Raw genomic sequence first — 23,514 nt, 5'->3', positions numbered from 1 at the left:
GAGGGGGGCAAATGCTCAAATTTCCAACGTCTCCAAGGCGATCTTTGGATCCGTATTGAGAAATTATCGTGACAGTCGGGGCGGCAGATGGCCGGCGCGGATTAGGGCACGCTCCCTCACGTCGCCGCTCGCCTTGGCGCAACATTGAAGGATGTGCGTCGGGGAAGCTCCTGCTACGAGCACGCAATGCTGGACATGACGCGCGCCTATGGCCTCGATTTCCTTTTCCCCATGGCGGATGAGGTCGTCGGGGCGTCCCTCCGGCGCGCGGGCGAATTCGCCCGGCCCGAACTCGATGTCATCGACAAGCTGATGGCGAAAGGCGGCGCCTTTCTGGATGTCGGCGCGAATATCGGCACGATGGCCGTGCCGATCGCCGCCCGCCATCCCGCCGCTCGGGTCGTCGCGATCGAGGCGAACCGGCATCTGGCGATGATCCTCTCGACCAACGCTCTCGCGAACCGGCTCACCAATCTCGACGTTCACCACGCCGCCGCGGGCGCGACAGCCGGCCTCGCCCGGTTTCCGGCCCCGTCTCTTGAAAGCGCCATCAACTTCGGAGCCCTGAGTTTTCGCGGCAATCCCGGCTCGGCACCGACAGAGACGGTTCGGATGTGCACGCTCGACGAGATCGCGCCGCCTCAAACCCGCGTCATCAAAATCGACGTCGAGGGCCATGAAACCGACGTCCTGGCGGGCGCGCCCAACCTCCTGGCCTCGCGCAATCAGAGCTGGGTGATCGAGCACAAGGGCGATGCGAACTCGATAGCGATAACCCAGAAATTCCTGGACGCGGGCTATGGCGTGTTCTGGCTGTTCGCCCCCTTCGTTACGCCGAATGCGACGAAGCGTACCGATGTGCAGACATCCGTCTCGGGCGACACGAACATTCTCGCCATTCCAGGCGGCGAGCCGCCCGTACCCATGACGCGCATCCATAGCGCCAACGACACGCGTCCGGGCAGCATCGACGGTTATCCATACCTGCTCGACTATGGCTTCCGATCGGCCTGAGGTCCGCGCTGCCCTGCACCGCCCGGACTGTTATCAGGGGCCTGCGCGCACGGCCGTCACGGGTATGCGCACGAAGCTGTCGGTCTGCCACTCGACCCGCAGCGGTTCCCGCGCATCGGCGATGGACTCGTCACCGACATCCCCGCCCGTTCCGTAGTTGATCTGGTGGAAGCCGTTTCTGAGGACATCGACGACGATGACAAGGCGACTTCCCGCCGCCAGCTTGCGGCTGACGACACGCGTCCGGTCGAACGGCAGCACGCTCACCGCACCCGGCGTCAGCAGCTCGCGCCGGGTGATGTCGCGCACATAGCTCGCGCGCCCCAGGTAATAGGACAGGGCGAACGTGCTTCCGTCCGGCCGCAACTCGTAGAGCGCGACGAGGAAATCGAAGTCCCGCTTGTTGATGCGCGCGCGCAAGACGCCCGAGAAGGCGCCGCTTATCTCGGTCGCGTGATCGAACGGCTCCGTCTCAAATACGAGACCGGTCGAAAGATCGGGATGCCGATTGACGATCGGATAAGGATAATAGCCGGCGCCGGTCGTGGTGCGGTCCGCGAAATCGACGGTCTCCGGAATCGCGCCACGCTGCCCGGGCCGCACCGGCGAAAGCCGATAGCGCCCGCCTTTCCGCACGTTCGTGAGATAGAGCATCCGGCTGCTCTGGCTCATCGCATCCAGTGAGGGGGCGTGACGCCAGAGATTCGCGCCCATGACTTCATAGTTGATCCGGTCCTTCAGCAGCGCCGGCAGCGCCTTCCCCCGAAAGACATGATCGAACCAGGCGAAGGTAAGCCCGATCGTGTCGAACTGCGCGGCGGGATCGATCGCATAGCCGCGCAATTCCGGGTCCTTGAACGGTTTTTGCGAGCCGAAATGGTCATAGGGGCCGATCACCAGATAATGATCGGCCTTGGGTCGATAGAGGTAATGCTGTTTCAGGTAGCGGAGCGCGGAGATCTGTCCGTCGTCATAATAGCCGCTGATCGTCAGAACGGGGATATCGATCTTCGCGAAGTCTTCGCCGTAGGGCACCATCGCCTGCCAATAGGCATCATAGGAGGGATGTTGCAGCCACCGCTGAAGCCAGGGATTGGGCGTGCCGTCCACCTTGTCGATGTCGCGATAGCGCCGCCCGCTTTGATACCACCGGTCGTTGAGCGCCGACCACCGCTCCGGGTCGTTATAGGTTTTCCGGTCGAGCGTGCGATTGTCGGCGACGTAGAAGGGCCAGCCGTAATTCGCGTTGAGAAAGACATTGTTCTCCATCGGCAGGCCCTGGCCGGGTATCGCGGCGGCATAGGGGACGATCGTCTTGAGCGCCCGAGGCAGATGCTTGGTTGCCGCCCAGGCGGCAAAGCCGCTGTAGCTGCCGCCATACATGCCGACGCGTTCGTCGCTCCAGCGCTGCCGGCTCACCCAGCCGATCGCGGCGACCGTGTCGTCCGTTTCGACTTCATAGGGACGGATCGTGTCGGGGCTTTGCAGCTTGCCCCGCGCGTTGACGACGATGCCGGCATAGCCGTGCGCCGCGGCGGTGGCCGCTATCTCCAGATTGCGTGCCTGGTCGGCATAGATGGTGAACAACATCGCCGTCGGCAGCGGCGACGTCGCATTCCTCGGGCGGACGAGCGTCGCGGCGAGCGAAGCGCCCTGCGGGGTGTGGATGAGAATGGACTCCTCGATCCTGTAGCGCCGCGCCCGTTCCCGCGCGATGAAGGTGTCGGTCGCCTGCTTCGCCGCGCGCGACGCCTCGAAGGTCGTGGTGGCGTACGCCAGCGCGATGGCGTCGTCGACGTTGATGCGATCGGCCCCCGCAAGCCGGCCGAGCAGACTGTCGAGTTCGTTCCCCGCCAGCGCGTCGCGCGTTCGGAGCCAGGCGAAGACCTGCTCCTCGCCTACGCCGTCGAGCGATCCGATCCGCCGGGCCAACTGCTCGCCCAAGGCTGTGTCGAACGAACGGCCCTGCGGAAGCGAGGCCTGACGGGCGAGGGCATAGGCGCCCAGGAAACAGCGACGTGCCTCGGCAGGGTCGGGGGAAGACCTGCACCTCCGACCCTTGAAGTATCCGGCAGCGCGCCCGTAGTCCCCAGCCGCCAGGAACAGAATGCCGCGCTCGCGAAGGGTGAGGGGTCGATGGCCCGCCGGCATGTCGAGAACGCGCCGGGCAATCTCGGCGACCCTGCTGCCATCGAGCGATGCCGCGTCGCGTGCGGCAAGCCCGTAAGGAACCTGCTGGGCATCGGCAGGGCGGGCGCCTGTTGGCGCGGCACAAAATAGCGCCGCAAGAATCAGGATCGTCTTCGTGCTCGCCATTCGCCTCGCCCTTTGCTCCGGACGAGCCAATCCTATGGAACCTCAGCGCAAAGGCAGGAAGAAGTCGGCGAAAGGACGCCTGGAACGGCGAACCGCCGGTGCGTGACGGTCAGAGAACCCGTTCGCGAAGGGCCGCCGCCCCGGCACGGCTCGTCACGATTCTCTCGCCATTGCTCAGGTGGAGGAGCAGGCGCCCGTCGCCCGCCGGCTCCGCCAGCGTGACGCGCTGCAGATTGACGATCCTCGATCGGTGAACGCGAGCGAAGCGGGCGGGATCGAGCGTCTGCTCGAATTTCGCCAGTGTCATGCGCGCCAGATGCCGGCCGGTTGCGGTCGCGACCTCGGCATAATCGTCCGCGCCCGTGATGCTGACGATCGCGTCGACATCAACCGGCAGGATTTCGTCGCCGCTCCGGATGAAATAGCGCGACAGCGGATTGCGCGGGGGCGAGCCTTCCGCGACCGGCGCTGCTTCGCCGCGCTGCCGCGGCCGATAGGCGAAGAGCGCGACAACGCCATAGGTCGTCACATTCTGCAGCAACTGCCACGCCATCGCCCGGCTGGCGAAAGGCCGGACTTCGAACTGCGTCGCCGACACGCCATCGAGCACGCCGAGCATCACCAGCAGCAGCCAGTAGGTGAGCACGGCAAAGGCCGTTCCGACGAGAAGATGAGCGACGGCCTGCACGGTCGTCGACTGACCGGCAACGAAGCGCACGATGATCCAGTAGGCGGCAGCACCGAAGAGCAGGGTGGGAAGCGTATTGGCGAAGCCGGCGGGAATCGCTTCCGGAAGCCACAGGTTATGCGCGACCGAAAGCGTTGCCGAATAGCCGATTAGGATGAGGCCGCCGCCGATCAAGAACGCTCTTCGTTCGGTTCGGTACATCTCGGCAATCTCTCATTCCAATCGGGCAGACCCTCGCCCCCCGGTGCGATCGCCCGTCGCCAGGGTCACCGGGAATCCCGGCGGCCTGTGCGCGTCGCGCGACACGATCCGTCATGTATCATATGGTACCCGGTGTATGGGACCGGGATTTCGGCAATCCCGCATGCTCATGCTTCGAACCTGAGCAAGAGCAATGTCCGCGATCCAGCCCTCGAACGACGGTTTCCGTCAGGCGCCGTCGTTCGGGGGCCAGTGACCGCTGATCCGGGATGGGCTGGTGTTCGACGCCCGCTCAGTGCCCGCCCGCATCCACGATCCCGCCGGCGCCGCTGGCCTTGCCGTCCGCCTTGTAGACCGTGCCGCCCTTCATCACGAACTGCACGCGGGTCAGCTCGCTCACGTCCGTGAGCGGATCGCCGGACACCGCCACGATGTCGGCGAAGCGGCCGGGCTGGATCGAGCCGATATCCTTCGCGTCGCCGATCAGGTCGGCGGCGTTTCGGGTGGCGGCGAGGATCGCGTCCATCGGCGTCATGCCGGCCTGCACCATCAGGGCGAACTCGCGGGCATTCTGGCCGTGGGGGACCAGCCCCTGATCGGTGCCGAAGGCGATCTTCACGCCAGCGCGATAGGCGGCGCCCAGATTCTCGCGCAGATGGGGCGCGACTTCCAGCGCCTTGGCGGCCGAGGAGGGGGAAGCTGCTCGGGATGGGCCTTGGCGATCTCGTAGACCTTCTGGCCGATCAGCAAGGTCGGGACGAGATAGGTGCCGTGGCTCTTGAACAACGGATAGCTTTCGGCACCCGCATAGCTGCCATGCTCGACGCTATCGACGCCGAGCGATACGGCATGGTCGACCGCCTCGCGGCCGTGAATATGCGCGGCGACCTTCATGCCCAGCGCGTGTGCGGTATCCACCACGGCCTTGATCTCGGCATCGCTCAGCAACTGGAGATTGGGATCGTCGTTGACCGAGAGCACGCCGCCGGAGGGCATGATCTTGATGAGATCGGCGCCTTCCTGCCGGTGCTTGCGGACGGCACGGATGGCGCTGTCCACGCCGTCGATGATCGCCTCGTTCCATTCCGGATTCTCGATCGCGGGATCGAGCCCCGAATGGCTGTCGCTGTGCCCGCCGGTCGGCCCGAGCGGCGCACCCGCCACCCACATGCGCGGGCCGGCGATCGTGCCGTTCGCGATGGCGCGCTTCATCGCGACGACCAGCTCGGTGGAAGCGCCGACGTCCCGCACGCTGGTGAAGCCGGCCTCGAGCGTGGCGCGGGCATAAGCCGGCGCCTTGTAGGCGGCGTCATAACCGGTGGTGGTGACCATCTCGCGGATCGGATCGCCGCCGTCGAACTGGCCCGTGATATGGACGTGGCAATCGATCAGGCCGGGCAGCACCGTGGCTTTCGACAGGTCGATCACGCTGGCGCCTGCCGGCTGGGTGAAGCCCGGCGTCACCGAGACGATGCGATCGTCATGGACGAGGATGGTGACCTGGGATTTGGGCGCCGAGCCGGTGCCGTCGATCAGCCGCCCCGCATGGATCGCCACATCCGCCGCCTGCGCGCCGTTCGCCAGGCCAAAGGCAAGCGCGAGGCTGGCCGCTCCCTTGAATATCCGCACATGTCCTCCCCTGTTGTTGCAGGGAGATTAGCCGGTGACGGCGCCGAAACAAGCCCGGCTCCTTCCGGCTCCAGCAGCTCGTCGGTATCGAACTGATCGGCGGCCGGTCACCGATGTTCAACAGTCAAATCACCGATCTCAGAACCGGCCATCGGTTCAGAGCCTGCGATGCGGCAAGACAGGGGGCGGGCAATCACTCATGTGCTGCCCGGATCACCGATCGAAATTCCGCTGGAGGCAAAAAAAGTCGCCGCCCTGACGGAATCCGCGGGAACGCGAGTCTAGGGGCGATGGGAGAGGAGACGAAGAACGGAACGGCAAGCGCTGGCGGAATGGGTGGGACGCGAGATTCTGCCCCATGAACGCGACGTGCGGCGATGGCTGCAGCGCCGTTTCCTGACGGCTGAGGAAGTGGAGGACATCGTGCAGGAATGCTATTGTCGTCTCGCGCAGCTCAGCGCTGTGACGCACATCGCGTCGCCCCGCGCCTACTTCTTCACGACGGCCCGCAACCTTGCACACAGCCAGCGGCAACGTGCCCGCGTGGTGCGGATGGAATCGATTGATGGCCGGGAGGCTGCCGACCTGCCGAGCGACCTGCCACTGCCGGACCGCATCGCGGCGGGGCGGCAGGAGCTGGAACGCGTCCGCGTCGCGCTGGCCACGCTGTCGCAGCGCGCCCAGAGGATCTTCATGATGCGGAAGGTCGAAGGCCTCAGCCAGAAAGACATCGCAGCGGCGCTGGGGGTGAGCGAAGCCGTGGTCGAGAACGAGGCGAGCCGCAGCCTGCGGGCGATCCTGCGGATGATAAGCCAGCCGGAGAGCGATGCCGGTAGCGACCTCGAGACAGGGGGCGAACGTGCCGGATCGCTTTGACGAAGCCGCCGCCTGGGCGCTGAAGCAGCCGCTGGGCCCGGAAGAGCAGGTGGCGCTCGAACAGTGGCTCGCGCTCGATCCGCGTCATTCGGGAGCCTTGTTGCGCGCGATGGCGGGGCTGAGCCTGGTCGATGCCGCCATCATGCCGGAAGCGGACGATCAAAGCCGCATAGCCTGGCCACGTCGGCGGATCATGGCCGGGATGGCCGGGGCGCTGGCGGCCAGCTTCGCGGGCGTGATCGGATGGCGCACATTGACTGCCGAGCGGGTCAGCACCGCCCGGGGGGAAATCCGTCGTCTGCCCCTGTCCGACGGTTCGGTTGCCACCATAGACACCGACAGCGAGCTGCGCGTCGCCTTCGCGGCCGACACCCGCCGTATCTCGCTCGACCATGGTCAGGCGTGGTTCCAGGTGGCGAAGGACCGTACGCGCCCCTTCGTGGTCGATGCCGGCATCGCGCAGGCGCGCGCGGTCGGCACAGCCTTTTCCGTCGAACGGCGGGAGGATGGCGTTGACGTGGCGGTGACGGAAGGCGTCGTCGCCGTCTGGCCGAGCAGCGCCCGCGGGGAGATGACGATCCTCGAGGCAGGTCAGTTCGCCCGGTTCCGGCCCGGAGCGGCCGCCCCGACCACCGGAACCGCCCCGGCGGCGATCGAGCGCACGCTGGCGTGGCGGAGCGGCGAGATCGCGCTGGAGAACGAGACGGTGGCAATCGCCGTCGCGCGCTTCAACCGCTACAACCGTCAGCAGCTCGTTCTGGCCGATCCCAGCGTCGGCGAGGAGCGATTGATTGGACTGTTTCAGATCGACCGGCCTGAGGATTTCGCCGCGACACTCGCGGCAACGCTGGATGTGGCGGTGACGACCACGCCCGACGAGATTCGGCTGGCGAAAAAAACTTCTGCCACGCGCTGACGGAATCGCACGGCACGCAGGTCGTATGATCGAGCGCCTCGAAAACAGGGGCGCCGATCTTCAGCGGGAGGGGGCCATGTCCTTCACGGCTATAGGGCGGCTCGGCGCGGCTGCCGCGATTCTTTACTGTGGTTGTGGCGTCGCTGTCGCACAGACACGTCGCTTCGACGTGCCCGCGCAGGCGGCGCGCACCGGCATTCCCCTGTTCGCCCATCAGGCCGGCATCCAAATCCTGGTTCCCAGCGAGCTTGTGGGGAACGTCACGGTCAATCGCGTGGCGGGATCGTTCGAGGTGACGACGGCGCTCTCCATGCTTCTGGCGGGGACCGATCTCGTTCCCGTCAAGGCGGGCAACGCCATCGCGTTGCGCCGACGCGTTGCGGACGTGACGGCGGGCCTGACGCAGGTCTCTGTGCAGATGGGTTCCGCCGCGATGCCGCCGCAGGCGATGGCTTCGGTCTCGTCGCCGGGCTTGCCCGCGGAAGGCGCCGACAAGGAGATCGTCGTCACCGGGATCCGGGCCTCCATCCAGCAATCGATCGCGGCCAAGCGCAACGCGGGGAACATCGTCGACGTCATCAGCGCGCAGGATATCGGCAAGCTGCCGGACCAGAATGTCGCGGAATCGCTGAGCCGGGTGACCGGCGTCCAGATCAGCCGGCGGGAAGGCGAGGGCTCGCAATTCACGGTGCGCGGCATTTCGCAGAACCGGCTGGAGATCAACGGCCGGACCTATCTTGGCCCCACCGCCAACGGATCGCCGGCGCTAGAGACGCTCAGCCCGGAAATCCTCTCCAGCATCGTGGTCAGCAAGACGCCGAGCGCGGATATGCCCGAGGGCGGCCTCGGCGCGACCGTGAACCTCAAGACCAAGCGCCCCCTCGATCTCAAGGATTTTCTCGTCAGCGGCCGTATCCAGGGGGCCTACACCGATCAGGCGGACAAGGCCGGCCTGCGCACCTCCGGCCTTGTCTCCAAGACGTTCGCCGACAACCGCTTCGGCGTCTTGGCGGGCATCGCCTACACCCGGCTCGATACCACCGGCTATTCCTTCGAATCCGGCGGCTGGACGCAGACCAACGCGATCGACGCCAACGGGGACGGCGTGGCCGATCCCGGCCTGTTCCGGCCCAACCGCATCATGTTCCGCACTTATGACCGCAAGGAAAACCGGATCACCGCCAACGCGACGCTGCAATGGAAGCCGACCGATACGCTGGAGTTCATCGTCGACGGCACCTATTCCAAGCTGCACCGCACCCGTAACGACGAGAATTACCAGGTCCTGCTCAACGACAATGCCAGCAATGTCGTGACAGACGGGCATGGCACGATCACGGGCGGCAGCTTCAGCGGCGTGACGCTGCGCCCGCTCGTCTATGACGAGCCGACCCGGTTGCAGACGACCAATCTCGGTGCGTCGGCCAAATGGGACAGCGGCCGCTGGCATGTGAAACTGGACGGCAGCTACAGCAAGGCCAAGGGCAGCGACGGCGGGCCGGGCGCCTCTTTCACCTATGTGGTCGTGCCCAGGGCGGGCAATGTCGTGAACGCGAGTTATGGCCTCGTGCCCGGTCATGCTGTGCCGGATCTGTCGCTGGCGTCCAATTTCGACATCAACGATCCCGGCCAATATCAGCTCGCCTCGATCTTCGATTCCGATTCCCGCTCGAACAACAAGGGCTATGACGCGCGGATCGACACGAGCTACGATCTCGACATGGGGCCGTTGCGCGCGGTGGAAGCCGGCTTTCGCTTCGAGAATCTGAGGCTCTTCGCGGCCTACCCGCAGAACACGCCGAGCGCGGCTTCCCTGCTCGCCACGGCGGACAGCAACGGCAATGGCGTGATCGACGTGTCGGAGCTTCCCGGGCTTACCTACGACAATCATTTCGGCAGCTTCTTCCCCGGCGAAGCGGGCAATTTCCCGCGCACCTATCTGTCGGGCACGCTTGATGCGGACGCGGCGCGCTCCGGACTCGGGCTGCCGGCGCTCGATCCCTATGGCGCGATCACGGTGGCGCAGACCTCGATCGCCGACATCTCGCAGGATACCTATGCCGGCTATGTGAAGGCCGATGTCGAGGGCGAACTGGGGTCGATCCGCTATTCGGGCAATGCCGGCGTGCGCTTCGTCTCGATCAGCCGCACCTCGGCGGGCTATCTGTCGCCCACCCAGCCGATCTCGGAAGCGCATGACTTCCATTATGTGCTGCCGAGCGCCAATCTGAAGCTGGATTTCACCGAAAAGCTCTCGCTGCGTCTCGCCATCGCCAAGGTGGAGGCGCGGCCGGACATCGCCAATATCAGCGTCAGCTTTGTCCCCAACACGGTGTCGCTGACCGGCTCGCGCGGCAATCCCGCGCTCAAGCCGTTCGAGGCGACCCAATATGACGCGAGCCTGGAATGGTATTTCGCGCCCGCCAGCTCGCTCTCCGCCGCGCTGTTCCGGAAGGATGTGAGCAGCTTCACCATCACCAGCATCACGCAGCAGACGGTGCCCGGCTTCGAGCAATATGGCGTGTTCAACATCAGCCAGCCGACCAATGGCGCGGATGGCCGCATCCAGGGCGTCGAGCTCGGCTATCAGCAGATGCTGAAATTCCTGCCCGGTCCGCTCAAGCATCTCGGCATCCAGGCCAACTATACCTATGTCGACAGCAAGACGCCGATCATCGATCCGCTCACCGGCGGCCGCCTGCCGATGCCGGGCCTGTCCAGGAACAATTTCAACCTCATCGGCTTCTATGAGGACAAGACCTTCTCCGTGCGTGTCGCCTACACCTATCGGGACAAATATCTGATGGCGGTGCAGTCGGCGGTGAGTGGCGGGAGCATCTATCAGGCAGCGCAAGGCCAGCTTGATGCGTCCGCGCAGATCAACCTGACGAACCGGATCCGGCTGGTGATCGAGGGCGTCAATCTCGATAGGACGACCTCGAAGCAATATCTCCAATATCCGGGCCGGCTCTATACGACGCTGCGCGAAGACCGGCGCTTCTTCTTCGGTATCGCGGCGACTTTCTGAGGGGCGGATGGCGGGACCAAGGGCCGTGCTTCTCTCTCTGTTGCTGGCGCTCGCCGCGCCGAGCCTTGCCGCCGCGCCATCGGCGCAACCGGCAGGAGAATGGCGCGCCGACATCGTGGTCTATGGCTGCACCTCGGCCGGGGTGACGGCGGCGATCGCAGGGCGGCAGATGGGCCGGAGCGTCGTGCTGGTCTGCCCGGACGATGATGTCGGCGGCATGACCACGAACGGTCTGGGCCTGTCGGATTCGGGCGATCATCGCGTGATCGGTGGCCTCTCGCTCCAGTTCTACAGGCGGGTGAAGGCCTATTACGACCGGCCATCGGCCTGGCGCGGAGGCCATCGGCCGAACGACGCCACGGAGTTTGCCGCCGACGGAGCCCAGTGGCGCTTCGAGCCGCACGTCGCGGAGGCGGTGTATGAGGACTGGCTCCGCGAAACGGGCGTGACGGTGGTGCGCAACGCCCGGCTCGACAGGGGCGAGGGCGGTGTCGAGCGCAGGGGCGCGAGGATCGAGGGATTCCGCAGCGAGGATGGCCGGCGGTTCGGCGCGCGCGTCGTCATCGATGCGACCTACGAAGGCGATCTGATGGCCGCGGCCGGCGTCTCCTTCACGGTCGGGCGCGAGGCGAACGCGCAATATGGCGAGACGCTCGATGGCGTGGAGCTGGCCAAGACGACGCATCATCAATTCGAGTATGACATCGATCCCTATCAAGTCCCCGGTCATCCCGAGAGCGGGCTTCTGCCCTACATCTCGGCCGACAAGCCCGGGCCGGACGGCAGCGGGGATGCGAAGGTCCAGGCCTATATGTACCGCCTGTGCCTGACCGACGTCGCCGATAACCAGACGCCGCTGCCGCGCCCCGAAGGCTATGATCCGGCCGATTACGAGCTGCTCGCCCGCTATCTCGCCGCCGGGTTCGACGAGGTGTTCGGCCTGTTCGGACGTCTCCCCAACGGCAAGGTCGACGTGAACAACTGGGGGGCCTTCTCCTTCGACGCGATCGGATTGAACTATGCCTATCCGACGGCGAGCTATGTGGAGCGGGCGCGCATCCTCGCCAAGCACCGGCGCTACCAGCAAGGGCTGCTCTGGTTCCTCGGCCATGATCCGCGCGTGCCGCCGAAGATCCGCGCCGAGATGGGGCGTTGGGGCCTGTGCCGGGACGAATTCACCCACAATGGCCACTGGCCGCGCGAAATCTATGTGCGCGAGGGGCGGCGCATGGTCTCCGATTTCGTGATGGCGGAGCCCCATCTGACGGGTACGAAACCGACACCCGATCCGATCGGCATGGGCTCCTATGCCATGGACTCGCACAATGTGCAGCGCATCGTCGATGCGCGCGGATTTGTGCGGAACGAGGGCAATATCGAAGTCCACCCGGACCAGCCCTATCCGATCAGCTATCGCGCGATCGCACCCAAGGCGGCGCAGGCGGACAATCTGCTGGTGCCCGTCGCGCTTTCCGCCTCGCACATTGCCTATGGCTCGATCCGGATGGAGCCGGTGTTCATGATCCTCGGCGAATCCGCCGGCGTCGCAGCGGCGCTGGCGATCGATGAGGGAAAAGCGGTTCAGGCCGTCGACTATCCGGAGCTGCGCAAAGTGCTGCTGCGACGCGGGCAGATCCTGCGCCTGAAGGCGAGGCGTCGCAGCGGCGATGCGGACGACCGCGAATAGGCAAAGGATTTGAGACCAAAATTGGCTCCAATTGATCGCGATCTGTTGGCGGAAAAGCCTCCCATTTCGGCCGTTCCATTGTACGAACGGTAATCTTGGGAGCTGCCGTTTGCGTCTATCGGCTAGCGCCTCGGCACGCGTCGGAAGCCGTCGCGGCTCCAGCCTTCGCTGCCCACGCCATTGTGGACGAAGAACAGGCCGTCCGGATCATATTTCGCCTTGATGGCGGCGAGGCGCGCATGGTTCGGGCCCCAATAGGCATTCTGCCAGTCCGGGTTGAAATAGTTGCTCTCGGAAACGTAGGACCCCGCATCAGGCGCGCAGGCCCGCAGCTTTGCCGAGGCCTTTGCGATGGCATCGGCGTCCTTCTCGGCGGCGGCGAGGTCGGGCGCCCTTTCGCCCGGATAAGCGGATGCCTGCAGATCCGCTATCAGAGCGAGCGCGAACGCGTTCACGACAGCGGGATTGGTCGCGGTGTCGAGCGCCGATCTGCGAGCGGCCTCCGGCGCCCCGGCAAGCCCCTTGTTGCAATGGAGTTCCACGGCCTTGAACCGGCTGGCTTCGAACAATGCGGTCGCGAGCCCGTCGGGCGGCGACAGCAGCGCCGCGGGAAGCCAGAGCGAATCAAAGCCGTTGAGATAAGCGCCGACCTGCCCCTGATCACCGGTCCACCAGCCATGATAAGGCGGCGCCCCCGGGCGATCGTCGGGAACAAACAGCGGATTATCCTTCACATTCCACCAACCGCGCGCAGGCACGACCTTGGCGTGAAGGCCCCCCTCCGCCTTGAGATCGGGATTTTGCCGGACCCAGTCGAAGAACGGCTTCCACACCGCCTGCGCCTCATCGCCGGTGAGCCCCTGGCACACCATGGAGATTTCGAGCTGGTTGTCCGGAGACAGATGGAATTGCTCGCCCCAATGCGGATTGAGCAGATGATCGCGGTAGAAGCCGAGGAAATGCGCGATCAGGGCCTTGAAGGCATCGTCCGATCTCGCCTGGATCACGCCCCAGGCGCCGCCGAAATTTTCGGGAAGATCATGGGTCCGAAGCGTGATCCTGGTGACGACGCCCCAGCTTCCGCCGCCGCCGCCCCTGATCGCCCAGAAGAGATCCGGATTGATCCGCGCGTTGCAGATGCGCGCCACGCCGTCGGCGGTGACGATCTCGGCCTCGAGAAGGCTGGACGCCGCCGTGCCGAAGCCCTTCGAGAAGCTGCCGAACCCGCCGGACTGCACGAGCCCCGCCACGCCCACGTCCGTGCAGCCGCCGCCCTGCACATAGCGCCCGGCCTGCGTCGTCACCGCATGATAGAGATCGATCCACATGCAACCCGCGCCGGCGCTCACGGCGGACACGGGCGCCACGTCGCATCCGTGCGGCACGAAGCGGTCGTGCAGCTCGATGCTGTTCATCGCTCGCGTCCAGATGAGCAGCGAGTCCGGGGCGGACGATGTGCCCTGATAGGAGTGGCCAGTGCCTTTCACCGCCAGGCGCAGATTATGGATGCGTGCGAAATTCACGGCGGCAGCGACATCCGCGGTCGTGCGGGCCTTCACGGCATAGGCGCTCGGCGCGGGCGTCCAGGCGCGGTACCAGCCTGACACCTGCGTGCCGCCCGGCTGGTCGCCGAGGAAAAAGGGATTGCGCAGATTCTTGCGGAGGTCGGCGCAATCCGCGCTCTCCGCCTGCTGCGCGCAGGATGCGAACAGCTGTTCGACCTTGATGAGGCTGCCGCCAACCGATTGGCGGAGCCTCTTCCATGCCGCTTCGCTGGGCCAGCTGGGCTCTCCCGGACGCACCCTGCTGGTGACGGGCCCCGGCGCGGCGCGCGCCAGCCGCCAGTCCAGCGGCAGCGAGACTGCCGTCGCGCCCAGCAGCTTGAGCAGGTTCCGTCGTAGCATGGCTCTCTCCCAATGCGGGGCCGGGCCGCCTATAGAGCGGTTATGTCCAGCGTCCCTTCCGAACCGCGAACTGTGCCGGTGTCCGCCGGGGCGAAAGAGGCTTGGGCTGGAGCGCACCGGATTGGTGATTTCCGGCGCTGGCTTGGGACGGGCGGCGATGCAGCCGGGACCAGCGGAACGCTGCGCCAGACCTTTCTCTATAGCTTCACCGTGTTCGCGGCGCTCGTCGCGGCGATCAACGCGATGAATGTGATCAGCGAATCCCGTGCCGGCGCGAGCCTGTTCGGGCCGATCGTGTGGGAGGCATCGAGCTGGCTCACCGTGATGGCGTTCCTGTGGGTTCCGTGGATGGGCTACCGGCTGGCGCCACCCATCATCCGGCCGCGATGGAAACTGGCGATCCACATCCCCGGCGCCATCCTCTTCGCGCTGGGGCATGTGTCGGGCTTCATCGTCTTGCGCAAACTCGCCTACGCGCTCGCCGGCGAGCATTATGGTGTCGACGGCTTCTGGCTGAATTTCGCTTATGAGCTGCGCAAGGATGTGATCGGCTACGGGCTGTTCGTCCTGGGGTTCGCCTTCATCGCGCACCTGCTGCGCCAGCAGCGGACTGTCGCCGCACCCGGACCAACGCCCACCTTCGATATTCGCGACGGTGCCCGACTGAACCGAGTCCGACTGGAAGAGGTGTTGGCCATCGGATCGGCCGGCAATTATGTGGAGTTCGTCCTGCGCGACGGACGCAGGTTGATGATGCGCTCGCCGCTCTCGGCCCTGGAAGAAGAGCTTGGCCCGCGCGGTTTTGTGCGTACCCATCGGTCGTGGCTGGTCAACGCGACACAGGTGACGGGGCTCAAGCCCGAGGGCTCAGGCGATTACGCCGTGGAGGTCGACGCCCTGACCGTGCCGCTATCGCGCCGCTTTCCGGAAGCGCTGGCTCGGCTCAAGGCGCCCACCCCACGGGGCGAATGACGGGAGAATGTAATGCTGATCCGAATGGCGTTCTTGATGCTGAGCCTGGCAATAACAACGGCCGCTCACGCTTCCTCGTCATCGGCCCTCGCGGATAAATACGCGGACAACAATGGCGTTCGAATCCACTATGTCGCTTCTGGAAAAGGGCCGTTGGTCGTGATGATTCACGGCTTCCCTGACTATTGGGCGACATGGAAGCCGCTTATTCGAGATCTGGGCGCCGACGGATACCGCACGGTCGCGATCGACGATCGCGGTTACAACCTGTCGGACAAGCCGAAAGGCGTTGCAGCATATGCGATGTCGAATCTTGTTGCCGATGTCGCTGCGGTGATTGCAGCGGAAGGACGTTCTACTGCGATCCTCGTTGGACATGATTGGGGTGCTGCAATTGCATGGCAAGTCGCGATCCAACATCCCGAACTGGTCAATCGCCTCGTCATCCTTTCTGTTCCGCATCCGAGCGGGCTTGCCCGTGAACTCGCAAATAACAAGGCGCAGCAGGCCAGCAGCCAGTACGCCCGGAATTTCCAGGAGCCGGGGTCCGAGACGCACCTCACCGCCGAGAAGTTGGCGGCCTGGGTTAAGAATCCCACTGAAAGAAAAGGCTATATCGACGCGTTCGAGCGTTCGGATTTCACGGCGATGATGAACTATTACCGGGCCAATTACCCAAAGTCCTTCGATGAAGAGACACCTGTTGCGCGCATTGACGAGCATGATGTCGTAAAATGCCCGGTCCTCGTGATTCACGGCATGAAGGACCAGGCGCTTCTCGCCGCGGGACATAGTGGCACATGGGAGCATGTCACCGAAGACACGACGATCCTCATGGTCCCCACGGCCGGTCATTGGGTGCAGCATGACGCCGAGGCCCTGGTCGATCGCACGATCAAAGACTGGCTCGATCAACGTCGGAATTGAGCCATGCACGGTTCTTGATCGCTCTCGCCTGTCTGCAATGCGCCTCATTCCAGGCCCTTCATATTGGTCCGGAAGTAGGCATGCAGGCGAGATGCGAAGCCAGCACCATCCTGAGCGATGAGCGGTCATTCATCTCCGCTCGGAAGACGTAATACCATCGCTTAGCGAATGCGTTGCGGTATTCCCGTAGTATGCGCACCGTAAATGCCGCGGGGGGTGGCAAGGTGCGCATATCGGAAGTCAGGGGTATTCTTCGCCGACTTCATTGGCTTCAGCACAGGCCTGAAGGTCGCAGCGTAGTGTCTGGACTGCGTAACTTATTGGCATTTGCTCTCCGTTCGGAGAGAGCGGGGTCATTACCCTCGCTGGTGAAGATCGACATCTCGCCCCAATGCCAACTTGCCTGCCCGCATTGCCTTCATGCCGATCCTGCGGGGAGAGGGCGATCGCTATTGGACGCCCAGGTTTTTGGAAAAAACAGCCGCATGTCGGTCGACCAGTTCGCGGCGATCGTCGAGCAGTTGAAAGGGCGCGTGCTGGCGGTGAGCCTTTTCTATTATGGCGATCCGCTGATCCATCCCGATCTCGATAAGATGATCCGGATCGCGCGCGCCGCCAAGCTCGCGGTCCATATCACGACCCATTTCAGCTACCCGTTTCAGGCCGAGCGGATCAGGCGGCTCGTCGATGCGGGGCTCAGCCACATCACCGTTGCCGTCGATGGCGCCAGCCAGGAAACCTACGGCGTTACGCGGGTCCGCGGACGGCTCGACCTTGTGCTGAACAATCTGAAGATGCTTGTCGACTATAAGCGCGAGCGGGGCCTGTCATTGCCATATGTCGAGGTTCAGCATCTCGAGTTTCCGCACCATCCGCCCGGCGAGAAGGAGGCGGTTCGCCGGATCGTGATGGCAATGGGGGTGGATCATTGGAAATGCTCCACCGGCCTGCGCTACGATTCGTCGGGCGATCTCTACAATGTCGTCGACGATGTTCCTGCGGGGCCCGAGGGAGAGCCGTTGCCCAGCCGGCCATTGCCCCGCTGCCACTGGCCGTACAGCAGCGCGGTGATAAAGTTCGACGGCGAGGTCATCCCTTGCTGCCTGTGGCGCGTCGGCCAGCAATATGCCCCCGGGGAAGCCACGCGCGCGCTCGGCAATGTCTTCGAGACCCCGCTGGCGGAAATCTGGAACGGCTCCGGCTATCGGGCACTACGTCGCCGGGTCTCCCATCCTGCTGACAGGCGCGACGGCGAGACCTTCTGCGACGGTTGCCCGAAACTATGTCATCCTGGCACCGCTCCGAGAGCGCCCGATATCGTCTCCGTTGCGGCTGACGAGATCCCCGTTGCCTGAGAGAGGTGGAGGGCGGCCACGATATCTTTGAGACACTGCTGCTCATAAGGGCAATGCTCTGCTCTCATCGAGGCGATGGGACGAGGCGGCTTCCTTAGCCCGCCCTCTTGTTCGTCGAATCCTTCGGAACAGGCTCAAGACGGGCTCGAATTTGGCGCCGGGCTGCCATTGAAATGGGAGGCCGTGTCTTCGCGGCATGAAACAACCTGATCGCCTGGCTGGCGACGGCCGTTCAAACTGTCGAATTTATGCAACGAATGGCGCACCCGACAGGATTCGAACCTGTGGCCTCTGCCTTCGGAGGGCAGCGCTCTATCCAGCTGAGCTACGGGTGCCTGAGGGGGCACCTAGCAGAGCCTTTCGCCCCCCGCCAGCCCTTCGTTGCGCTTCTTGTCAGCGCGGCGCGCCGGTGATGGGCTGGAAGTCCCCCAGCCCGCACGCGGCGCCCGGAATCGAGGGCGGGGACTGGATCACATGGATGATGTCCACCGAGCAAAGCTGGTTGTTGGTGACCCTGTAGCCGAAGCGCTCCTCGAAGCCGAGCTGCGGGCAGCTCTGCGGCAGCTTGTTGCGATAGACCTTGCCGCCCAGCATGTAGAAATCGATCGTGCTGTCGTCGCGCACGCGGGTTTCGCGGATGTTCGATACCGAGATGCAGTGCTCCGGCTTGCCGGCGGGCTGGATCCTGGCCTCCTGCTCGGGCTTCAGTGGCCGCGCGAGGGATGGACCGGCGAGCGTGGCGATGACGAAGGCGAAGACGACAGGACGGAACATGGCATCCTCCTCCAGTTCAGGCGTCGCCCGTTAGAGCCTGCGGAACGGCGTCCGGTTCAATGCCCTTCGCCGCCGGCGCGGGCGTCTTCGGACGGAACGCGCAGAGGTCGATCACGGGGCATCGCCAGCATTCCGGTTTTCGCGCCTTGCAGATGTACCGGCCATGAAGGATCAGCCAGTGGTGCGCGTGCAACCGGAAGGGTTCGGGCGTCACCTTCTCGAGCTTGTCCTCGACGGCGCGGACATCCTTGCCCTTGGCGAGCCCGGTGCGGTTGGCGACGCGGAAGATGTGCGTGTCGACCGCGATGGTCGCATGGCCGAAGGCGACGTTGAGGACGACGTTCGCCGTCTTGCGCCCGACGCCGGGAAGCTCCTCCAGCGCCGCGCGGTCCTCGGGCACCTCGCCGCCATGCCTGTCGACGAGAATCCGGGCGGCGGCGATCACATTCCTGGCCTTGGTGTTGAACAGGCCGATCGTCTTGATGTGCTCCTTGAGGCCGGCCTCGCCCAGCGCGAGCATCTCGGCGGGCGTGCTCACCTCCTGGAAGAGCAGGCGGGTCGCCTTGTTCACGCCGACGTCGGTCGCCTGCGCGGAGAGCGCGACGGCGACCAGCAGCGTGTAGGGGTTGGTCCACTGAAGCTCGGTCTCCGGCGCGGGATCGGTCTCCGCCAGCCGCCGGTAGAACTCGAAGATGTCGGCCTTCTTCAAGCTTAGAGCCCCAGCACGTCGGCCATGGTGTAGCGGCCGGGCGCGCGGCCCTGCGTGAGCCACAACGCCGCCTTCACCGCGCCCTTGGCGAAGATGGCACGGCTCTCGGCGCGGTGGCCGAGTTCGATGCGCTCGCCGTCGGTGGCGAAGATCACCTGATGATCGCCCGCGACGGAGCCGCCGCGGAGGGACGCGTAGTAGATGCCGCCTTCCTCGCGCTCATGCGGGCCTTCCTGCATCCGGTCGAAGCGGTTGAGCGCGCGGCCGTCCGCGGCGCCCCGGCCTATGTTCGCCGATGCGCCGAGCAGCAGCGCGGTGCCCGAGGGGGTGTCGAGCTTGTGGCGGTGGTGCATCTCGACGATGTCGATGTCCCAGTCGGGACCGAGCCGCCGCGCCGCCTCCTCGACCAGCCCGCGCAGCATGTTGACGCCGAGCGAGGTGTTGTAGGTCTGGACGAGCGCGATCTTCTGCGCGGCCGCGTCGATCAGCGCATGATGCTCGGGCGAGAGGCCGGTGGTGCCGATCACGATCGGCGTGCCCGCCGCCACCGCCGCATCGAGATGCCCGGCGAGAGCCTCGGGGGAGGTGAAGTCGATCAGCACATCGGCCGCATCGGCCAGCCCGGCGGCGGTGGTGTGATCGCCATGGACTTCACCATTGCGATCGATGCCGCCGGCGATCGCGACGTCCTGCGCCGCCGCGATATTGGCGATGGCGCGGCCCATGCGCCCGCTGACGCCGAGAATGCCGATCCCGCTCATCGCGCGGCCTGCACGAAGTTGGCACGAGTGACGGCGAAAACGCGCGCGGCGCTTGCGGGATGGGGGAGGGCGGCGGCGATGCTCATGGGAGCCTCATGCCATCCGGTTTCCTACATGGGAACCGGGTTGGGGGGAGCGGGGCGGATTTCGCCCCAGTTGTTGCCATTCCCTGCGGATGCAGAGCATCCTAACAGCGGACCCAACGGAAGCAGGTGAGGTCGTCGGATGATCATGCTCGCAGTGGCGCTGCTCGCGACCACGTCCCCTCCGTACAAGCCCTTGCGGCTGAACCAGCATCAGCTTGATGCGGTATCGGATGGCTGCTCGACGCCACGGACGTGGCTGCGCGACGTTGGTGGTTTCATTCACATTCAGCCCGAGCCGAAAGCACGATACGATCAGATCGATTGCGTCTTGGCGAAGCTCAAGAAGCGCCACGCGGGATATATGGGCTTTGAGGGGAACGAAGCAGTCAAATAGGCCCGGCGGCTCTCGCCCCATAGCCGGCCATTCCAGCCCATTCGCGTCGATCCCGATTGCCGACACTCATGTACGGGCATACGCTTACCCCATGAGAGACTGGACAAGTGCCCGCAGCCCGTTTGTCCGCATCACGGCCGCAATCGTGATCGCCATCGCGTTCACGCTACTCTTGCTCGTCCAAATCGGCGTTTTGAACTGAACGCAGCCAATGGCGACTACCGCCCCAGTTGCGGTCATCAAGCGGCCGATCAACGGCCCTCATAACCAGACATCCGCGTGTTTGGTCGTTCAGTCGGGGAGTCTGCTGGCCTTTCGCCACCAAAGGTGAAGGCCGATAGCGCTGGCGGCGCAGATCGTTCCGCCAGCAATCCCATAGAGTAAGCCAGCCCCGCCGCCTTCGCGAGCGCCCGCCAGCAGGATGACGCCGAGCATGAACCCGGCCCCGGAGACAACAAGAGCGGCTCGGAAGTGGCGTTCGCGGCGGTTTGGCAAAAGGTCCATAGCGGGACAATAGCGCGGCGGGGTTTGCTGCCGCAACGACAGCTATCCGCGATGGGCTCCCTGAAAGCTGCCCGGGCGCTTTCCACCAGTAGCAGACACTTCGTCACCCCGGACTTGATCCGGGGTCAGCTTCTTCTCTTCTCGTGCTATGAAACGGGCCAATCCCAACGGCGAGTTGAGAAAGCTGGACCCCGGATCAAGTCCGGGGTGACGGTTGGGTTCGGGCGCCGATCGGGGCCGGCGTGACGATCGGGAGCGGCGGACGGGTTCAGCGAGCGTGATCATGCGCCCCACCATCCCCTTCAGGCGTCGATCTCTTCCTCGTCGATCCGCGCCGCATTCTCCTGGATGAAGGCGAAGCGATGGGCCGCTTCCTTGCCCATCAGCCGGTCCACCAGATCGCGGACCGCCGCGCGGTCCTCATATTCCTGCGGCAGCGTCACGCGGATCATGGTCCGCGTCGCCTTGTCCATGGTGGTTTCGCGGAGCTGCTGCGGGTTCATCTCGCCGAGGCCCTTGAAGCGCGCGACCTCCACCTTCTTGCCCTTGAACGGGCCGTTCTCGATGCGGGCGCGATCCTCGTCGTCCTTGGCGTAGAGCGACTTGGCACCTGCCGTCAGGCGATAGAGCGGCGGCTGGGCGAGGTAGAGATGACCCTTGCGCACCACATCCGGCATCTCCTGGAAGAAGAAGGTCATCAGCAGCGTGGCGATGTGTGCGCCGTCGACGTCGGCGTCGGTCATGATGACGATCCGTTCGTAGCGCAGTGCCGAGGCGTCGCACTTGTCGCGCGTGCCGCAACCCATCGCGAGCGTGAGGTCGGCGATTTCCTGATTGGCGAGGATCTTCGCCGTATTGGCCGACGCCACGTTCAGGATTTTGCCCCGGATCGGCAGCACCGCCTGCGTCTTGCGGTCGCGCGCCTGCTTGGCGGAACCACCGGCCGAGTCGCCCTCGACGATGAACAGCTCGGTGCCCTCGGGCGAGTCCGAGGCGCAGTCGGTGAGCTTGCCGGGCAGGCGCAGCTTGCGGCCCGAGGTCGCGGTCTTGCGCTTGACGTCGCGCTCCGCCTTGCGGCGCAGGCGCTCGTCCATGCGGTCGAGCACATAGCCGAGCAGCGCCTTGCCCCGGTCCATGTTGTGGCTGAGGAAATGGTCGAAATGATCCCGTACCGCCGCTTCGACCAGACGGGCCGCGTCGGGAGAGGTGAGGCGGTCCTTGGTCTGCGACTGGAACTGCGGATCGCGGATGAAGACCGACAGCATCAGCTCGGAGCCGACCATCACGTCCTCGGGCGCGATATCCTTGGCGCGCTTGTTGCCGACGAGGTCCGCGAAGCCGCGCACGCCCTTCACCAGCGCGGCGCGCAGGCCCTGCTCGTGAGTGCCGCCGTCGGGCGTCGGGATGGTGTTGCAGTAATAGCTGTAGCTGCCGTCCGAATAGAGCGGCCACGCCACCGCCCACTCCGCCGAGCCCTGATTGTCGGGGAAGTCGTGGCGGCCGGCGAAGAAGTCGCTCGTGGCGCATTCGCGCGTGCCGACCTGCTCCTTGAGATGATCGGAGAGGCCGCCGGGGAACTGGAACACGGCCTCGGCGGGCGTGTCGTCTGTGATGACGGACGGGTCGCACTTCCAGCGGATTTCCACGCCCGCGAACAGATAGGCCTTGGAGCGGGCGAGGCGGTAGAGCCGCTGCGGCTTGAACTTCAGCTCGCCGAAAATCTCATGGTCGGGCGTGAAGGCCACCGAGGTGCCGCGCCGGTTGGGCGCCGCGCCGATCTTCTCCAGCGGGGCGAGCGGATGGCCCTTGCTGAAGCGCTGCTGGAACAGCTCCTTGTTGCGCGCGACCTCGATCACCGTCTCGATCGAGAGCGCGTTCACCACCGAGATGCCGACGCCGTGCAGGCCGCCCGAGGTCTGATAGGCCTTGTCGCTGAACTTGCCGCCCGAGTGCAGCGTGGTGAGGATCACCTCCAGCGCCGACTTGCCCGGATAGCGGGGATGTTCGTCGATCGGGATGCCGCGGCCGTTATCGGTGATGGTGAGCTTGTTGCCCGCCGAGAGCGTCACCTCGATGCGGTTGGCGTGGCCGGCGACCGCCTCGTCCATGGCATTGTCGAGCACCTCGGCGGCGAGATGGTGCAGCGCGCGCTCGTCGGTGCCGCCGATATACATGCCCGGACGGCGGCGGACGGGTTCGAGCCCCTCCAGCACCTCGATCGCGGAGGCGTCATAGCTTTCGGGCGTCGCGGAGCGGGAGGAAGCGAAAAGATCGTCGGCCATCGTCGGGGGAACCTAGCGGGTCGCGGCGGCCAAAGCAAAGCGATGTTCCCGTTTCGTCGCGCGGCGGGCGGCGCTCAAGGAAAAAGGCCGCCCGCATCGCTGCGGACGGCCTTTCCGATGATCTTCGCGAGATCGCGACTCAGCGCACGCGCGGGCCGCCATAGGGCAGCGGCGGCGGCGGGCGACGGTCGCGGCGCGGCATCTGCGCCTGATAGGCGAGGCCGCAATGCGCGACGCAGTACGGGAAGCCGGGGTTCACCGGCTCGCCGCAGAAGTGGAAGTCCGGCTCGCCCGGATGGCCCAGCGGCCACTTGCAGATGCGGTCGTTGAGATCGAGCAGCGAGGTCTTGTCCGCGATCTCGGCAGACGGCTTGGCCGGCACGAGGCGGCGCGGCGGGGCCGGCGGGATCGGGGACTGCTGCTCGCCCGGCTGCTGGCGCTGGAAGCCGCCGGGGCCGATCGAGCGGAACACCGGCTGCGGGTCCGGCGAG

Annotated in this window: 17 protein-coding genes, 1 tRNA gene and 1 pseudogene; 9 read left to right on the top strand and 10 right to left on the bottom strand. The window is 65.3% G+C overall.

The window, feature by feature from the left end:
- Positions 1–195: 195 nt before the first annotated feature.
- A complete protein-coding gene (locus ST3T6A_RS0118270) occupies positions 196–1,014 on the top strand; it encodes an FkbM family methyltransferase (protein ID WP_162140549.1) in 819 nt (272 codons plus the stop codon).
- A 33-nt stretch (positions 1,015–1,047) separates the two neighbouring features.
- Here the strand turns inward: ST3T6A_RS0118270 and ST3T6A_RS20605 are convergent, their stop codons facing one another.
- From ST3T6A_RS20605 to ST3T6A_RS20600, 3 genes and pseudogenes are all read right to left on the bottom strand, one after another.
- A complete protein-coding gene (locus ST3T6A_RS20605) occupies positions 1,048–2,958 on the bottom strand; it encodes a CocE/NonD family hydrolase (RefSeq protein ID WP_202804613.1) in 1,911 nt (636 codons plus the stop codon).
- Positions 2,959–3,439: 481 nt separating this feature from the next.
- Positions 3,440–4,192 carry a LytR/AlgR family response regulator transcription factor gene (locus ST3T6A_RS0118260; protein ID WP_019834403.1) on the bottom strand — a complete coding sequence of 251 codons (753 nt, stop codon included), beginning with the start codon at positions 4,190–4,192 and terminating at the stop codon, positions 3,440–3,442.
- A gap of 319 nt (positions 4,193–4,511) precedes the next feature.
- A pseudogene (locus ST3T6A_RS20600) lies at positions 4,512–5,848 on the bottom strand (amidohydrolase family protein).
- Between the two features lie 336 nt (positions 5,849–6,184).
- Here ST3T6A_RS20600 and ST3T6A_RS0118250 point away from each other — a divergent pair.
- From ST3T6A_RS0118250 to ST3T6A_RS0118235, 4 genes are all read left to right on the top strand, one after another.
- A complete protein-coding gene (locus tag ST3T6A_RS0118250; protein ID WP_019834402.1) occupies positions 6,185–6,724 on the top strand; it encodes an RNA polymerase sigma factor in 540 nt (179 codons plus the stop codon).
- The gene (locus ST3T6A_RS0118245; RefSeq protein ID WP_019834401.1) at positions 6,708–7,640 is read left to right on the top strand and encodes a FecR family protein; all 933 of its coding nucleotides are present in this window, start codon (positions 6,708–6,710) and stop codon (positions 7,638–7,640) included. The genes ST3T6A_RS0118250 and ST3T6A_RS0118245 overlap by 17 nt, the downstream gene beginning before the upstream one ends.
- A gap of 76 nt (positions 7,641–7,716) precedes the next feature.
- Positions 7,717–10,668 (top strand): TonB-dependent receptor, encoded by a 2,952-nt coding sequence (locus tag ST3T6A_RS0118240; RefSeq protein WP_037539082.1) that lies wholly within the window; start codon positions 7,717–7,719, stop codon positions 10,666–10,668.
- Positions 10,669–10,693: 25 nt separating this feature from the next.
- Positions 10,694–12,355: an FAD-dependent oxidoreductase gene (locus tag ST3T6A_RS0118235; protein ID WP_235785855.1), complete on the top strand. Its 1,662-nt coding sequence runs from the start codon at positions 10,694–10,696 to the stop codon at positions 12,353–12,355.
- Between the two features lie 122 nt (positions 12,356–12,477).
- Here the strand turns inward: ST3T6A_RS0118235 and ST3T6A_RS0118230 are convergent, their stop codons facing one another.
- Positions 12,478–14,259, bottom strand: coding sequence for an FAD-dependent oxidoreductase (locus ST3T6A_RS0118230; protein WP_019834398.1), 1,782 nt, complete (start codon positions 14,257–14,259; stop codon positions 12,478–12,480).
- Positions 14,260–14,301: 42 nt separating this feature from the next.
- Here ST3T6A_RS0118230 and ST3T6A_RS0118225 point away from each other — a divergent pair, with 42 nt between their 5' ends.
- The 3 genes from ST3T6A_RS0118225 (at position 14,302) to ST3T6A_RS0118215 (ending at position 17,513) form a co-directional block, all read left to right on the top strand.
- Positions 14,302–15,231, top strand: coding sequence for a LytTR family DNA-binding domain-containing protein (locus ST3T6A_RS0118225; RefSeq protein ID WP_157602977.1), 930 nt, complete (start codon positions 14,302–14,304; stop codon positions 15,229–15,231).
- Positions 15,232–15,243: 12 nt separating this feature from the next.
- Positions 15,244–16,158, top strand: a complete 915-nt coding sequence (locus tag ST3T6A_RS0118220) for an alpha/beta fold hydrolase (RefSeq protein ID WP_019834396.1) — start codon at positions 15,244–15,246, stop codon at positions 16,156–16,158.
- A 368-nt stretch (positions 16,159–16,526) separates the two neighbouring features.
- Complete coding sequence (locus tag ST3T6A_RS0118215; RefSeq protein WP_162140548.1) at positions 16,527–17,513, top strand: radical SAM protein; 987 nt, start codon at positions 16,527–16,529, stop codon at positions 17,511–17,513.
- A 258-nt stretch (positions 17,514–17,771) separates the two neighbouring features.
- Here the strand turns inward: ST3T6A_RS0118215 and ST3T6A_RS0118210 are convergent.
- From ST3T6A_RS0118210 to dapB, 4 genes are all read right to left on the bottom strand, one after another.
- Positions 17,772–17,848 (bottom strand) — tRNA-Arg (locus ST3T6A_RS0118210).
- A gap of 58 nt (positions 17,849–17,906) precedes the next feature.
- The gene (locus ST3T6A_RS0118205; RefSeq protein ID WP_019834394.1) at positions 17,907–18,287 is read right to left on the bottom strand and encodes a hypothetical protein; all 381 of its coding nucleotides are present in this window, start codon (positions 18,285–18,287) and stop codon (positions 17,907–17,909) included.
- A 16-nt stretch (positions 18,288–18,303) separates the two neighbouring features.
- On the bottom strand, positions 18,304–18,996 hold the full coding sequence (gene nth / locus ST3T6A_RS0118200) for an endonuclease III (protein ID WP_019834393.1): 693 nt from the start codon (positions 18,994–18,996) through the stop codon (positions 18,304–18,306).
- A gap of 2 nt (positions 18,997–18,998) precedes the next feature.
- Positions 18,999–19,757 carry a 4-hydroxy-tetrahydrodipicolinate reductase gene (dapB, locus tag ST3T6A_RS0118195; RefSeq protein ID WP_019834392.1) on the bottom strand — a complete coding sequence of 253 codons (759 nt, stop codon included), beginning with the start codon at positions 19,755–19,757 and terminating at the stop codon, positions 18,999–19,001.
- A 225-nt stretch (positions 19,758–19,982) separates the two neighbouring features.
- Between dapB and ST3T6A_RS0118190 the strand changes: the two genes are divergently transcribed.
- Complete coding sequence (locus ST3T6A_RS0118190) at positions 19,983–20,237, top strand: hypothetical protein (RefSeq protein WP_019834391.1); 255 nt, start codon at positions 19,983–19,985, stop codon at positions 20,235–20,237.
- Positions 20,238–21,043: 806 nt separating this feature from the next.
- On the opposite strand, the gene parE is transcribed toward ST3T6A_RS0118190, so the two are convergent.
- Both parE and ST3T6A_RS0118175 read right to left on the bottom strand, forming a co-directional pair.
- Positions 21,044–23,023 carry a DNA topoisomerase IV subunit B gene (gene parE, locus ST3T6A_RS0118180; protein WP_019834389.1) on the bottom strand — a complete coding sequence of 660 codons (1,980 nt, stop codon included), beginning with the start codon at positions 23,021–23,023 and terminating at the stop codon, positions 21,044–21,046.
- A gap of 139 nt (positions 23,024–23,162) precedes the next feature.
- The coding region (locus ST3T6A_RS0118175) for a GcrA family cell cycle regulator (RefSeq protein ID WP_019834388.1) at positions 23,163–23,514 on the bottom strand (352 nt) is incomplete at its 5' end.

The sequence above is a fragment of the Sphingomonas sp. PR090111-T3T-6A genome, from assembly GCF_000383095.1.
Taxonomy (GTDB): domain Bacteria; phylum Pseudomonadota; class Alphaproteobacteria; order Sphingomonadales; family Sphingomonadaceae; genus Solisphingomonas.
The sequence above is the reverse complement of the archived record's forward strand: the minus strand, read 5'-3'. Positions and strand labels throughout refer to the sequence as shown.

What these genes read in the sequence shown, in the direction of transcription:
- ST3T6A_RS0118270 (WP_162140549.1), top strand. Translation starts at nt 196, where the DNA reads ATGACGCGCGCCTATGGCCTCGATTTCCTTTTCCCCATGGCGGATGAG.
- ST3T6A_RS0118240 (WP_037539082.1), top strand. Translation starts at nt 7,717, where the DNA reads ATGTCCTTCACGGCTATAGGGCGGCTCGGCGCGGCTGCCGCGATTCTT.
- ST3T6A_RS0118230 (WP_019834398.1), bottom strand. Translation starts at nt 14,259, where the DNA reads ATGCTACGACGGAACCTGCTCAAGCTGCTGGGCGCGACGGCAGTCTCG.
- ST3T6A_RS0118225 (WP_157602977.1), top strand. Translation starts at nt 14,302, where the DNA reads ATGTCCAGCGTCCCTTCCGAACCGCGAACTGTGCCGGTGTCCGCCGGG.
- ST3T6A_RS0118220 (WP_019834396.1), top strand. Translation starts at nt 15,244, where the DNA reads ATGCTGATCCGAATGGCGTTCTTGATGCTGAGCCTGGCAATAACAACG.
- ST3T6A_RS0118205 (WP_019834394.1), bottom strand. Translation starts at nt 18,287, where the DNA reads ATGTTCCGTCCTGTCGTCTTCGCCTTCGTCATCGCCACGCTCGCCGGT.
- dapB (WP_019834392.1), bottom strand. Translation starts at nt 19,757, where the DNA reads ATGAGCGGGATCGGCATTCTCGGCGTCAGCGGGCGCATGGGCCGCGCC.
- ST3T6A_RS0118190 (WP_019834391.1), top strand. Translation starts at nt 19,983, where the DNA reads ATGATCATGCTCGCAGTGGCGCTGCTCGCGACCACGTCCCCTCCGTAC.
- parE (WP_019834389.1), bottom strand. Translation starts at nt 23,023, where the DNA reads ATGGCCGACGATCTTTTCGCTTCCTCCCGCTCCGCGACGCCCGAAAGC.